This window comes from Neptuniibacter sp. QD29_5, from assembly GCF_047778125.1.
GTDB lineage: Bacteria > Pseudomonadota > Gammaproteobacteria > Pseudomonadales > Balneatricaceae > Neptuniibacter.
The window spans coordinates 195,498-209,136 of record NZ_CP180556.1; the positions used below are offsets into that span (position 1 = coordinate 195,498).

Genomic DNA, 13,639 nt, shown 5'->3' on the forward strand with positions numbered 1-13,639 from the left:
AATGATCCAATAAAAAAGCAGGCTTAGGCCTGCTTTTTTGTAATTCTGAAATACCGGCTTATGAACCAGTCAGAGCCTTATATTTTTCCATAAGCTCTGCTTCAGTTTCTTCGTGATCTGGATCTTTAGGGATACAGTCAACTGGGCAAACTTCAACACACTGAGGAGTATCGTAGTGGCCTACGCACTCAGTACATTTGGATGGTTCAATTTCATAGATTTCGTCACCCGGAGTGATGGCCTCGTTCGGACATTCCGGCTCACATACGTCACAGTTGATACATTCGTCAGTAATGATCAATGCCATGATGACTACCTCACTGTCATAAAAGTAAATTTACAGGCGCTGGTGCTCAATCAGGGCCTTGGACACCGACGGATGAACAAATTTGCTAACATCACCACCCAAGCTGGAGATCTCTCTGATCAGCGTGGAGGAAACGAAAGATAAATGTTCCGCTGGTGTTAAAAATATACTTTCTACGTTTGGTGCTAGATGTCGGTTCATCGCTGCGAGTTGAAACTCGTACTCAAAATCCGAAACTGCACGTAATCCACGTAGAATAATATTTGCGTTCTGTTGCTCTAGTAACTCTGCTAGTAGACAATCAAAGCCGACAATTTCAACATTGTCGAGGTGCGCAGTTACCTCGGCTACCAAAGCTACTCGAGTTTCTAATTCCAGTAGTGGTCGCTTCTTAGGGCTTTCGGCGATAGCAACCACAACTTTATCGAAAAGTTTAGATGCACGCTCAATTAGATCCGAATGACCATTGGTGATTGGATCGAATGTTCCTGGGTATACGGCTGTATTCATATCAGGTTCACAGCAGTTGATGTCTAATTAGTGCCTATATCGCCTAGGCCTAATAAAATAGCAGTTTAGCAAGTGCGGCATATTATCTGAATTGCACGGGCGGTACAAATACTATAATGGAATGGTTTGATTTATATCGGTTATAAGAATTTTATTTTTTATTACTAATAACTATATAGGTTTTAAGGGTATTACAAAGATGTCATGGTTGCGTATTTTCGCTGTATTCGCGTTTGTTCTTGGGCTAGCGGGCTGTCAGACCTTACAAAAGGTGGATCGGGGGCTTTATCAAGTCGCTGAATCTGTCAGTGAAAAGGATAGGGTTACAGGGCAGCGCAGCTTGAGTATGGCGAATCGCTCTGCTCAGATTCAGCAGGGTAACGCCTATGTTGAGAAAATCATTGCGAATGAGAAGAAGAACAAGAGACCAGTAAACGCGGCAGTGAATCGTAGCCAATACCTACGCTTGGTGCGAATTTTTGACCGTATTCATCAGATCTCTCATCTGAAAAATGAGCGCTGGGAACCAATCCTGATCAAACGCGACTCTTTTAATGCGTTTACGACAGGGGGGACTTACATAGTTGTGCACTCTAAGTTGATGATAGATCTTAAAGACGATGCTGAACTGGCTGCGGTTGTAGCCCATGAGATCGCACATACTGTGGCGAACCACGTTTATGAGCGCCAGACCCATGCACAGATCAGTGCATTAGCGGGTTCGAATTCAGCGCGTCGTAGTGGTTATCAAGCCGCGTTTACCCATGAAAGTGAGCGTGAAGCTGATCGTATCGGTATCTTATACACTGCATTAGCTGGCTACGATCCTCTCGCTGCAAGTCGTATCTGGCAGAGAAAATATGCTGCGGAAGGTAATGCTCGAGCATTGTTCCATCATGATCACCCTGTAAACGCCGAACGTTACAAAGAGGCTTATAAAGTCGGTAAGGCTGTACTGCCTTATTACCGCAAAGGCCAAATTAACCCTCGTTCAGCTCAGTTGTTGGATAACAATGTGCTGTGGCGCAAAAATAGCAATGAGGTAGCCGCGGGTGACGGTGGTGGTGTTGCAGCTTTGCTCTCTACGGCACTGGGGGCTTATGTGCAGCATCAGGAAGCGAAAGTAGAGGAGCGTCGTCAGCAGGATCAAGCGCGTTTTGTAAAAGCAGTGCAGAACGGTTTGAAGCTAGAGTTATCTCGTAAAGCTGGTAATCATGTACTAGAAACTCGCTGGCGTTATGCAGTGCAAGGGCCGGTTCTTAAGGATATGGTGATGGGGATGTACCTAAAACGTAATGGCAAGATCGAACGTTATGTTGATCACGTTAAAGGCTATATAAAACCGGGGCAGGTATTTGCTGCCCGATTTGAATTCCCGAAAAATCTACATGTGAATGATCTGAAAAAATATGAAGCTAGCTTCTATCTAGACGACGTACAGCCAGCTTATTAACTTACTGGTTAGCTATTACGCATATACAAACGGTAGGTCACTTGGCCTGCCGTTTTTTGTCTATGCTCATGCCAGTGGCTAGGTACCTGTGGATGATGTAGTTCTGACTCGCTTTCAACGTAAATAAGAGCGTTTTCTGATAACAGGTTGTGTGCTTCCAGTAATTCGCAGCACGGCGCGATAAGATCTTGGCGGAAAGGCGGATCTAGGAACACAAGTTCATAGCGCTGCTCGCAATCAGTTTTTCGGCTTTGTAGCCAATCAAGCACATTGGCTTGAACGACTTCTGCATTTTGGCATTTCAATAATTGGATATTGTCTTTCAGCTTTCTAGATGTGGTTGGGTTCAAATCGATAAAAGTCATACTCGCGGCACCGCGAGATAGGGCTTCCAGCCCAAGGGCTCCACTACCACTAAATAGGTCTAAGCATTGCGCGCCCGGCACTGAGGATTGAATCCAATTAAATAAGGTTTCTCTCACTCTGTCCGGTGTTGGACGCAAGCCATCGACGGCAAAAAATTCTATTTTTCGACCACGCCATTCACCACCAATAATGCGGAGTTGTGAGCGAGGTATGTCTGTCTTATTCGCCTGTTTGCGAGGAGGGTTGCGACGGCCCATGGTCTTTCCTTTAAAGCGAGGGAGATTGAAGGATACTGATTTGTTTATCTGCCTGTAAGGCTTTGCGCGCGAGTTCGATCACTTGATCGGCGTCTTGATCTAAAACCTGCTCCGCATAGGTCTCTAATGTGTCTTCCGGCAAACGGTAGAACGCAATCAGATTGAGTGCCTGAACTTGGTTAGCGATATCACGCATATTGTCATGCCATTGAGAAGCTAGGTTCTGCTGGCTTTTTTCGACCAGATCCTCAGTAATCATCTGGCTTAACTGGGGCAATACTGGACCTGGATTTTGCGTACCGTCAATAATCAGAGCGCGGTAACCGGTATCACTCAAAGCGGCCCAAAGCATTCGGAAGTTAAGATTGTACTGTGTTTGTTGCTGGCTCAGCAGGTCTTGAAGTACTTGTGCACTTAACCTTTCTTTGACGAAATCTTTTGAGTCGCGAGCAGGAATTAGACTGCCAACTAGCAAGCGGAAGCGTTGATCAGTACTCTCACCTTGCTGGATAAACTGAGGGCTAGCTGTAATCAGCGCTGCGCTTTGATCGCTTTGCTGTTGCGGAAGGCTCTCTTCAACTGCTGAAACGAGATCTTCAGCCCCTTCGCCGCTCAATGCAAAGCGTGGATTTTCGAACATGACATTAAAACTGCGACTTAGGTTACCCAAAACCGTCATACGATTGCTTGGCTGTAAGCGCTCATAAAAGTGATTAATGATCTGCTGTTCGCTGTTTTGACCATCTAAATATTGGCGTGCCTGAATGGTTTTTAGTTGGTCTTGCCAGCGTGCACTTTCAACGGGTTGACTTAGCGCAGTCCAGATCGTTTTCAGATCAGGTAATTCTTGCGTTGATGACCAGCGAAGCGTAACTTCGATGCGGTCTTGGCGTGGCAGTACATGATAGCTATAAGTCGGGTTAGCCAGTGCATTTAAACGCTGTTGTAAAATCTGACTTTGAAGCTGCTGAAGTTGGCGCTGAGTCGAGTTAAAAGCTGGGCGTGTAGGTAGCAGTAAAACCAGCGTAATAGGCTGGTCATCTAACTCCATCCAGCTGAGGGTTCTTGCCTTATTTGACTCGATGTCATGGTATTTGACTGCCCCCGGTCCCATAGATGAAAGGATCATAATGGCGATCAAACTGAACCATACGAGGCCGATCAAATATTTACGATTAAACAGGGGACGGTATTCATTTGTCATAAGGGTAGTCTCTGTACCAAATCACTGTGATAAGATACCAGACTTTGTGGGTGGACTGCTGGATATTATTGGCCATTATCACCCAAATAATATGCCGTATGAGAACGGAAAATCATGCTGAGTTTACAAAAATGGTTTGTTACCGAAGGCTGGAATACTGATTACATCGCTTACGCAGGTGTTGTGATCACCGCATTAGTGCTTGCGGGAATCTATCGCTATTTGAGTAGCGACGACTCAGCTGAATAAATAAGTGCAGAAGTATATCAACCAGTGGCCGAATCATTTGGCGGCTGTATGAGGAAGTTAAATGTTTAAGAAATTAAAATCCATGTTCGGTGGTAAGCCTGCAGAAGAAGAAAAGAATCTGCAGACTCAGGAACAGGATGTCGAGAAGGTTGAAGTTGAGGCCGAAATGACTGCACCTGAGCAGTCTGTTGCTGTTGAAGCAGCTGAGCCTGCTGCGGTCCCTCAAGAATCTGCGCCTGTAGCTGTTAAAGAAGAAGTTCAGGAAGAGACTCAGGTTGAGCCGTCAGTTGCAGAAGTAGCCGTTGAAACTGCTGAAATTGTTGAGCCTGCACAAGAATTACAACCAGCGGAAGAAGCACCGCAAACTGTCGTGGAAGCGGAGCCAGAAACGCCAGCAGCAGAGCCGGTAGCTGAAGTGGCTGTAGAACCTCAGGTTGAGCCGGAAGTTGAAGCACCCGTTTCTGCGTCTGTAGAAGAACCGGTTGAAGAGAAGCAAGAGAAAAAAGGTTTCTTTGCACGCATTAAATCGGGTTTGAGCAAGACCAAGGCAAACCTAACGGAACAGTTGGGTAACCTTTTTCTTGGTGCGAAAGAGATCGATGATGATCTGTTAGAAGAGATCGAAACCCTTCTATTGATGGCTGATGTCGGTGTTGAAGCGACATCTGACATTATCCAGCGTCTAACCGATAAGGTAGAACGTAAACAGCTAGGCGATGCGCAAGCATTACAAGTGGCACTTAAAGAGGAACTTGCGAGCCTGTTGCACCGTTCTGAAGAGCCGCTACAAGTAGAATGTAACAACAAGCCTTACGTTATCCTGATGGTAGGTGTAAACGGCGTAGGTAAAACAACTACGATTGGTAAGTTGGCGAAACGCTTCCAGAGCGAAGGTAAGTCAGTGATGCTAGCTGCCGGTGATACGTTCCGTGCGGCGGCTGTTGAACAATTGCAGGTATGGGGTGAGCGTAACGATGTCCCTGTTGTGGCACAGCACACCGGTGCTGACTCTGCATCTGTTATTTATGATGCGGTGCAATCTGCTCAGGCTAAAGGCGTTGATGTATTGATCGCTGATACCGCAGGTCGTCTGCAGAATAAAGACAACCTCATGCAAGAACTGGAAAAGGTCGTGCGTGTAACTCAGAAGCTATCTCCAGAAGCGCCACATGAAGTGATGTTGGTCCTTGATGCTGGTACAGGCCAGAATGCATTGAGCCAAGCGAAGATCTTTAAAGACAGTGTTGGCGTTACAGGTATCTCCCTAACCAAGCTGGATGGTACTGCTAAAGGTGGTGTGATCTTCGCAATCGCTAAACAGATGGATCTACCAATCCGCTTTATCGGTGTGGGCGAGCAGATTGATGATCTTCGTCCATTCAAATCTCAGGAATTTGTCGACGCGCTTTTTGATTAAGCCGTGAAAGGAATTCCGCATGATTCAGTTTGAGAATGTAAGCAAACGTTACCCCGAAGGGCACGATGCGCTTAGAGACGTAAACTTCACGTTGCAACGTGGCGAGATGGCGTTTCTAACCGGTCATTCGGGCGCAGGTAAAAGTACGTTACTCAAACTGATCATGTTGATGGAGCGCCCTTCTCGAGGCAGTGTCTCTGTGGCGCATCAAAATTTAGCGCAGTTTAGCCGCGAAGATATTCCCTATCACCGCCGTCGTATTGGAGTGGTATTCCAGAACCATCAACTCCTATTTGATCGAACTGTCTTTGAAAATGTAGCGTTGCCGTTACATATCTCTGGTTACGATGAAGAAGATACGGGGCGACGTGTAAGGGCTGCCTTGGATAAGGTTGGCTTGCTTCATAAAGAGAAGTTTAATCCGATTACGCTTTCAACCGGTGAGCAGCAACGAATTGGTATCGCCCGTGCGATCGTACATAAACCACAATTGCTACTTGCCGATGAGCCTACCGGTAACCTTGATCCTACGCTATCTGCTGAGATTATGAGTCTGTTTATGGAGTTTAACCGCCATGGCACGACTGTTCTGATCGCCAGTCACGATTTGGCGCTGATCTCACGTATGGGACATCGAACCTTGACCTTAGATCAAGGGAGGTTGCTGCGCGATGGCTAATCGAGAACCGAAAAGACGTGGTGCTGTTCGTCAGGAGCGACCTGTAGAAACTGTAGTACAGTCTCCTGCTCAATCCAAAGGTGCTGCGCGCCATAAGATTGACTTTGTTGCTCAGGCAAAAAGCTGGCTACGTCATAATAAAAACACGGCACAAGATTCACTGCTGCGCCTAAAAGCGACACCTTTACCGAGTTTAATGACTCTGGCTGTATTGGCGATTGCCTTGGCATTGCCGGGCGTCATGTTCGTTGGTTTGAAGAATATTAATCATCTAAGCGGTCAGTGGCAGGGTGATCCGCGCATCTCTATCTATCTAAAAACCTCGCTCACTGATGAAGCGGCCGAGCGGTTTAGCCAAAACATGCTGTTGCGATCGGATCTGGCAGCAGTAGAACTCGTCACAAAAGAGCAGGGCTTATTGGAGTTTCAACGGATGTCGGAGTTCACTGATATCCTTAACTTTCTCGATAACAACCCACTGCCTGCAGTTGTTGTTGTGCAGCCTTTAGATGGACAGAAACAAGCGCTAATAACATTGCAGCAGATCTTATCCGAAATGCCTGAGGTCGATGATGTAGTGTTGGATATGATTTGGGTCGAGCGCTTAGCTTCTTTTGTTGAACTCGCTAACCGTGTTGTTCTAGTGCTGGGTGCTTTGTTGGCTTTGTCTGTATTGCTGGTGGTGGGTAACACCATCCGTTTATCAATAGAAAACCGTAAAGATGAAATCCAGGTCGCAAAATTAGTCGGTGCGACTGATTCCTGGGTGAGACGTCCCTTTATCTATACTGGCTTTTGGTTTGGTTTATTAGGGGCGGTATTAGCTTGGTTATTTGTCATGATCAGCCTACTACTTCTGAATGAACCTGTAGGGGAGCTAGCGGCGTTATATCAGAGTGATTTTGAGCTTCAGGGCTTAAGTTTTTCGGATAGTCTAATTTTATTGCTGTCTGGAATCTTACTCGGTTTAGTCGGCGCAAAGCTTGCGGTAAGCCGTCACCTTCGCGACATTGAGCCGCAATAAGCGGTCATTTAAACGTCATATTTGCGTTTTATCCTATTCCTAGTTATATTTTTCGGTCCGCTTTTTAGGAAGCGTGAATTTGTTGGAACTTTTGTACTATAAACAAGTCATATCTGCGGTGTTTAAAGCAGAATGATATGAGGTCATTAATGGGCACAAGCTTACAAGTTGTTGAAAACCTTTCTCCTGGTCAGAACCTGGATGCGTACGTACAGACTGTTACGGCGATTCCTGTGCTGAGCGTTGAAGAGGAACGTTCTTTGGCTGAGCGCCTACACTTTGATGGCGACGTAGAGGCTGCTCGTCAGATGGTTATGTCTCATCTTCGTTTTGTTGTACATGTTGCTAAAACGTATTCTGGTTACGGTCTGCCTTTAGGTGATCTAATTCAGGAAGGTAACGTTGGCCTGATGAAGGCTGTTAAGCGCTTTGACCCAACGATGGGTGTGCGTCTGGTTTCTTTCGCCGTGCACTGGGTAAAAGCTGAGATGCATGAATTTATTCTGCGTAACTGGCGTATTGTGAAAGTTGCAACGACCAAAGCGCAACGCAAGTTGTTCTTCAATCTGCGTTCGAAAAAGAAAGGCCTTGGTTGGATGACCAACGATGAGGTTGATCTAATCGCAGAAGATCTAGGTGTAGAAGCTAAGACAGTACGTCAGATGGAAGGTCGTATGGCCTCTGTTGATACTGCGTTTGATGCGCCGGAAGGTGCAGATGATGAGCAAGCTGCTTGGGCGCCTGCACACTACCTAGAAGATAAAAGCGCAGATCCATCATTACAGGTGGAAGATGCTAACTGGGAACAGGATGCACAGCGTCGTTTAATGTCGGCTATGTCTGAGTTGGACGAGCGTAGTAAAGATATCTTGGCGCGTCGTTGGTTAACCGATGATAAAGCTACTTTGCACGAGCTAGCAGCAGAGTACGACGTATCCGCTGAGCGTATTCGTCAGTTAGAAAAGAATGCGATGAAGAAGATTCGAATCTCCATGGAAGCGTAATTAGTTTTCTGGAGTAAAAAAGCCGCTTTTAAGCGGTTTTTTTATGTCTGCAGTATTCGGCAAGGCCGTAGCAAATTCGGTATAATCCGAACTCGTTTTAACAGAGTTCATCATGAATACACATCCACTGCTTTTTATTGCGTCCATTTTCGGCTTTTTAGCTGTGGCTATCGGCGCATTTGGTGCACATGCAGTTAAAGGCTCGATCGAACCTTCCCTCTATGTTGTGTATCAGACCGGTGTGGAATATCACTTTTATCACGCGCTGGCTTTGCTGGTTTTGGCATTCGCACCAGAGCGTTTAGACCTAAAGATGATTAAGCGCGCCGCGATTGGATTTGTGATTGGAATTTTGTTGTTTTCAGGCAGCTTGTACTTAATGGCGTTAACTGGGATGCGGTCATTAGGTATGGTTACACCGCTAGGTGGAGTTGCGTTCCTTTGCGGGTGGGCGTTGCTGGGGTATGCAGCGCTGACTTCAGGTAGGAGATAGATCAATGCAGGTTCAGGTAAATGGTGAGATGCTGCAGTTGCAGGATGGTATCACCCTGACAAGTTTGGTTGAGCAGTTAGAATTAGGCGAAAAGCGTATCGCGATTGAGCTTAATCTTGAAATTATTCCGCGCAGCCAGCATGCTGAGACGGTTTTAAAAGAATCAGATCGTGTTGAAATTGTTCATGCCATTGGTGGCGGTTAATTTCAGCATTTGATGCAGTACAGCCAGAGTAAATAATAACGAGCATTTGGAATTACACCATGTCCCTAGAAAATGATCCGCTAGTAATCGCAGGCCAATCTTTTAACTCTCGTCTGCTAATCGGAACAGGTAAATATAAAGATCTGGAAGAAACCCGTTTGGCGATTGAAGCAAGTGGTGCTGAAATCGTAACCGTGGCTGTACGTCGCACTAATATTGGTCAGAACCCAGATGAGCCAAATCTGTTGGATGTGATCTCCCCAGAGAAATACACAATTCTTCCGAACACGGCGGGCTGCTTTAACGCTGATGATGCGATCCGTACCTGTAAGCTAGCACGTGAACTGATGGATGGTCACGATCTGGTTAAGCTAGAAGTATTGGGCGACCAGAAAACCCTATATCCAAATGTTGTTGAAACAATCAAGGCCGCAGATGTGCTGGTACGTGATGGTTTCAAAGTAATGGTTTACACCAGTGATGACCCAATCGTTGCGAAAGAGCTAGAAGATCTAGGCTGTGTATCCATCATGCCACTAGGTTCTATGATCGGTTCTGGTTTGGGCATTCTTAACCCACATAACATCAATGTTATTATGGAAGATTGCAAAGTACCGGTATTGGTTGATGCCGGTGTAGGTACTGCGTCAGAAGCTGCGGTAGCGATGGAAATGGGTTGTGAAGCGGTATTGATGAACTCGGCGATTGCCGGTGCTCAAAACCCTATTTTAATGGCTTCAGCTATGCGTAAAGCGGTTGAAGCTGGACGTGAAGCGTTCTTGGCGGGCCGTATGCCACGTAAGAAATACGCGAGTGCTTCTTCGCCAATGGAAGGAACCATTGTTGGTAAATAATCACCATTAATACACGGTGGTTGGCTACACTTTCCGATACACAGCCTGACGTCTCAATGTCAGGCTGTTTTGTTTTACTTAGTTAGGTCAGATGATGACAGAAGAAAATAACATCGAGCAGCAAAACCCTGAGCAGGCTTCGGAAGAGAAGCACATGCGTACTGTAAAAAGCTTTGTCTTACGTGCTGGACGTATGACCGAAGGTCAGCAGAAAGCGATGGAAGATGTATGGCCGCAAATGGGGCTGGAGCTAAAGCAGAGGATGTTAGATCTAACTGAGGTGTTTAATCGCGATGCCCCGGTTGTGCTAGAGATCGGTTTTGGCATGGGCGATTCACTGGTTGAGATGGCAAAAGATCAGCCAGAGAAGAACTACATCGGTATCGAAGTGCACCGCCCAGGTGTAGGTCGTATCCTAAGTAATGCTGAGCGTGAAGGCTTAAGCAACATCCGCGTTTTCTGTGATGACGCAATTGAGGTGTTAGCACAGTGTATTCCTGATGGCAGCCTTGATTGCATTCAACTGTTCTTCCCTGATCCATGGCATAAAAAACGTCATCATAAACGCCGTATCGTTCAGCCTGAATTTGCTCAGACGTTACGTAAGAAATTGAAAGTCGGTGGTGTATTCCACATGGCAACGGATTGGGAAAACTATGCTGAGCACATGATGGAAGTTATGAGCACGGCTGAAGGCTATCAGAACGTTGCCGGTGAAGGTGAATACTCGCCGCAGCCGAAGTGGCGTCCAGTCACTAAATTCCAAAAGCGTGGTGAGCGTTTAGGTCATGGTGTTTGGGATCTTATGTTTGAAAAGCTTAGCTGATTAGGCTGAGTTTGCTCGTTTTTCGGGAGGGATATTCATTCCTTCCCGTTTTATTACTTCCCTTCTCTCTACCTTAATTTCCTTTCATGTAGAGGCCAAGTTTAGGCTTCCCTGTTAGTTTTCTCTGTTTATTTGACTCGGGTCAATATCATAGAACCTTATTATTCGTGTGGTTTTATTGTTTGAATTTTATTCAGTAATATTATTATTCTGTCATAAGCGAGAATCTTACCTGAATAAAATGACCAGCATGCCATACCCTCAACAACACCTACGGGTTCGCCAAGTTGCGCAACAGCAACTGGTAACCTGCTCTCCGTCGAGTAAGGTGGCTACAATTGTTGGGCTAATGGCAAAAAATAACATCGGCTGTGTTTTAGTTTGTGAAGAAAACCGTCCGGTTGGTATTGTGACGCGTCGAGATATTATGCGCTTAACGGTTGCTGGTCAGTCATTCGAACATATACCTGTCTCCGAGTGTATGTCCTCCCCTGTTAGTACCATTTCAACAACTGCCACTATTGATGAAGCTGGTTTACGCTTTATTGCCGAAGGCTTTCGTCATTTAGTTGTTATCGATGAAAATAATGAGCTATTTGGCGTGTTGTCTGAGACTGATGTTGTTAACAGTCAGGGTGTTGAACATGATCTGTTTTTACGTTCAGTTGCTGAGATTATTAGCAAAGATGCATTGGTTATCCCTGAACATGAAACGGTTCGCTTGGCTGTAGAGCGCTTAGAAACAACGGGTCATAGTGCTGCGTTGATCTGCAACGGTAAGGATATTGTTGGCATATTGACTGAAAACGATCTGATGGTGAGCATGGCCGACGGTGACTTGGACCTTCCTTTGAAAGATTTTGCTTCCGCCAATTTGGTTTCTGTTGAAGCTGACCTTAGCCTTTACAATGCACGTAAAATATTTCGCCAGCACAGTTTTCACCATTTAGGGGTTAAACGCCATGATGGTGAAATCATTGGTTTGATCTCTTACAGCGATATCCTGCGTAATGTGGAGATGGATTATGTCTATCGCTTAAAAGAGTTATTGAATGAGCGTGACCAGGCGTTAGCGTTATCCCAGCACAATCTTAAGTTAGCCGATAAAGTTATGAATGCTTCCATGGAAGCGATTGTAGTGACCGACTTGGAAGCTAAAATCCAAAGGGTAAACCCTGCCTTTACTGATATTACAGGATATGAAGACTGGGAAGTGTTGGGCAAAAATACCAATATTTTAAGTTCTGGTCGCCATGATAAGAAGTTCTATCAGGATATGTGGGCTTCGTTACAGAGTAAAGGACAGTGGCAGGGTGAGATCTGGAATAAACGAAAAAATGGTACTGTTTATCCCGAATGGCTGACCATTACGGCGGTTGAAAATGATGCAGGAGAGATTTGTCAGTACGCTTCCATTTTCTCTGACCTAACAGAAATTAAGAGATCGGAAGCTCGTATTAAGCGTTTAGCTTATTTTGATGAATTAACTCGTCTTCCAAACCGAAAGATGTTTAATGACAGGCTTAACTTATCCCTTGGATATGCACAGGAGCATAGCCATCAAGTCGCTTTAGCCTTTTTAGACTTAGATTTCTTTCAGCGGGTAAATGACCGCTTTGGTCTCGAAGCGGGTGATCAGGTATTGCGTGAAGTGGGCCGTAGAATCGAGTCAATTTTAGAGGAGGGCGATACTGTTGCACGCTTTGGTGGCGACTCCTTTAATATGATTCTCACCGATGTCGAAGACAATACCGCAGTGAGTGAATTTTTAAATCGTCTTCTGTCTGCCATAAATCAACCTATATTAGTCTCTGGAACAGAGGTGAATCTCACCGTCAGTGTTGGAGTGAGTTTCTTCCCAACAGATGCTACCGAGCCAGAGGATTTGTTTCAGTGCGCTGAAATTGCTGTGAAGCAAGCGAAAGATTTTGGTCGCAATAGCTATCGTTTCTTTTCATCAGAACAGCACCAACTGGTGAAATCTCGCTATCGCATGGCGAATGATCTGCATCGAGCGATAGAAGCAGAACAATTTGAGCTGTATTACCAGCCAAAAGTGACAGCAGCGGGCCGAGAACTTGTTGGTGTAGAAGCGTTAATTCGTTGGAATCACCCTGAGCAAGGCTTTATCCCCCCTGATGAATTTATTCCCCTTGCCGAGGACCTCGGTGTTATTGATCAGATAGGGTATTTTGTTTTAAGGGAAGCGGTTCAGCAGTGTTCTAGTTGGTGGAAGCAGGGCTTTGAGGTGCCTGTCGCGATCAATGTATCAGCTAAGCAGATGCAGCGCCGAGATATAGCCGAAGAGATTTTAGAGGTTCTGGAGGAGTTCCAGTTGCCCTCTAGGTTGTTGTCAGTAGAACTAACAGAAACGAGCTTCTTACATTGCCTGGAAGAGACTCGCGGTGCTATCAATATTCTAAGAAACGCGGGTGTGCGTATTGCTATTGATGACTTTGGCACGGGTTATTCCAGTCTGAGCTATATACGTAATATGTCTCTAGATGTGCTGAAAATTGATCGTAGTTTTTTGGTGAATATAGAAAGCTCAGAGGTAGATCTAAGTATCGTGGCATCCATTATCGATATGAGTCAGGCCATTGGTCTGGAGGTCGTAGCGGAAGGGATCGAGACGGAGACCCAGTTTGGACTCTTACGTGAACTTAATTGTGATCAGATCCAAGGGTATTTAATTTCCAAGCCAATGCCCGCAACTACATTTATAGATTGGTATCAAAATCAGGCTTAAAAGCCCCCGGGGCTGAATGGCGGTAGCCCCGGGGTAAAGATC

15 protein-coding genes are annotated in these 13,639 nt (G+C 45.6%); 11 read left to right on the forward strand and 4 right to left on the reverse strand.

Going from position 1 to position 13,639, the window contains the following annotated elements:
- Positions 1–58: 58 nt before the first annotated feature.
- Together ACMXYR_RS00800 and coaD are read right to left on the reverse strand one after the other, a co-directional pair.
- Complete coding sequence (locus ACMXYR_RS00800; RefSeq protein WP_415886549.1) at positions 59–307, reverse strand: YfhL family 4Fe-4S dicluster ferredoxin; 249 nt, start codon at positions 305–307, stop codon at positions 59–61.
- 30 nt (positions 308–337) lie between these two features.
- Entirely contained in the window at positions 338–817 is a 480-nt protein-coding gene (coaD, locus tag ACMXYR_RS00805; RefSeq protein ID WP_415886550.1) for a pantetheine-phosphate adenylyltransferase, read from the reverse strand.
- 199 nt (positions 818–1,016) lie between these two features.
- Between coaD and ACMXYR_RS00810 the strand changes: the two genes are divergently transcribed.
- Positions 1,017–2,270, forward strand: coding sequence for a M48 family metallopeptidase (locus ACMXYR_RS00810; protein ID WP_415902531.1), 1,254 nt, complete (start codon positions 1,017–1,019; stop codon positions 2,268–2,270).
- An 8-nt stretch (positions 2,271–2,278) separates the two neighbouring features.
- On the opposite strand, the gene rsmD is transcribed toward ACMXYR_RS00810, so the two are convergent.
- The gene (rsmD, locus tag ACMXYR_RS00815) at positions 2,279–2,893 is read right to left on the reverse strand and encodes a 16S rRNA (guanine(966)-N(2))-methyltransferase RsmD (RefSeq protein ID WP_415902532.1); all 615 of its coding nucleotides are present in this window, start codon (positions 2,891–2,893) and stop codon (positions 2,279–2,281) included.
- A 10-nt stretch (positions 2,894–2,903) separates the two neighbouring features.
- Complete coding sequence (locus ACMXYR_RS00820) at positions 2,904–4,097, reverse strand: hypothetical protein (protein WP_415902533.1); 1,194 nt, start codon at positions 4,095–4,097, stop codon at positions 2,904–2,906.
- A gap of 114 nt (positions 4,098–4,211) precedes the next feature.
- On the opposite strand from ACMXYR_RS00820, the gene ACMXYR_RS00825 reads away from it, so the two are divergent.
- The 10 genes from ACMXYR_RS00825 (at position 4,212) to ACMXYR_RS00870 (ending at position 13,597) form a co-directional block, all read left to right on the forward strand.
- Positions 4,212–4,346, forward strand: a complete 135-nt coding sequence (locus ACMXYR_RS00825; RefSeq protein WP_415883120.1) for a hypothetical protein — start codon at positions 4,212–4,214, stop codon at positions 4,344–4,346.
- Positions 4,347–4,407: 61 nt separating this feature from the next.
- Positions 4,408–5,763, forward strand: a complete 1,356-nt coding sequence (ftsY, locus tag ACMXYR_RS00830) for a signal recognition particle-docking protein FtsY (RefSeq protein ID WP_415902534.1) — start codon at positions 4,408–4,410, stop codon at positions 5,761–5,763.
- 19 nt (positions 5,764–5,782) lie between these two features.
- Positions 5,783–6,442, forward strand: coding sequence for a cell division ATP-binding protein FtsE (gene ftsE, locus ACMXYR_RS00835; RefSeq protein WP_415886555.1), 660 nt, complete (start codon positions 5,783–5,785; stop codon positions 6,440–6,442).
- Positions 6,435–7,466: a permease-like cell division protein FtsX gene (ftsX, locus tag ACMXYR_RS00840; protein WP_415902535.1), complete on the forward strand. Its 1,032-nt coding sequence runs from the start codon at positions 6,435–6,437 to the stop codon at positions 7,464–7,466. Before ftsE ends, ftsX begins: the two co-directional genes overlap by 8 nt.
- Positions 7,467–7,615: 149 nt before the next feature.
- The gene (rpoH, locus tag ACMXYR_RS00845; RefSeq protein ID WP_415903665.1) at positions 7,616–8,470 is read left to right on the forward strand and encodes an RNA polymerase sigma factor RpoH; all 855 of its coding nucleotides are present in this window, start codon (positions 7,616–7,618) and stop codon (positions 8,468–8,470) included.
- A gap of 112 nt (positions 8,471–8,582) precedes the next feature.
- Positions 8,583–8,963, forward strand: coding sequence for a DUF423 domain-containing protein (locus ACMXYR_RS00850; RefSeq protein ID WP_415902536.1), 381 nt, complete (start codon positions 8,583–8,585; stop codon positions 8,961–8,963).
- 4 nt (positions 8,964–8,967) lie between these two features.
- Positions 8,968–9,168: a sulfur carrier protein ThiS gene (gene thiS / locus ACMXYR_RS00855; protein ID WP_415883126.1), complete on the forward strand. Its 201-nt coding sequence runs from the start codon at positions 8,968–8,970 to the stop codon at positions 9,166–9,168.
- 59 nt (positions 9,169–9,227) lie between these two features.
- Positions 9,228–10,022, forward strand: a complete 795-nt coding sequence (locus ACMXYR_RS00860; protein ID WP_415883127.1) for a thiazole synthase — start codon at positions 9,228–9,230, stop codon at positions 10,020–10,022.
- 94 nt (positions 10,023–10,116) lie between these two features.
- Complete coding sequence (trmB, locus tag ACMXYR_RS00865; RefSeq protein WP_415902537.1) at positions 10,117–10,848, forward strand: tRNA (guanosine(46)-N7)-methyltransferase TrmB; 732 nt, start codon at positions 10,117–10,119, stop codon at positions 10,846–10,848.
- A gap of 250 nt (positions 10,849–11,098) precedes the next feature.
- On the forward strand, positions 11,099–13,597 hold the full coding sequence (locus tag ACMXYR_RS00870) for an EAL domain-containing protein (protein ID WP_415902538.1): 2,499 nt from the start codon (positions 11,099–11,101) through the stop codon (positions 13,595–13,597).
- Positions 13,598–13,639 lie beyond the last annotated feature (42 nt).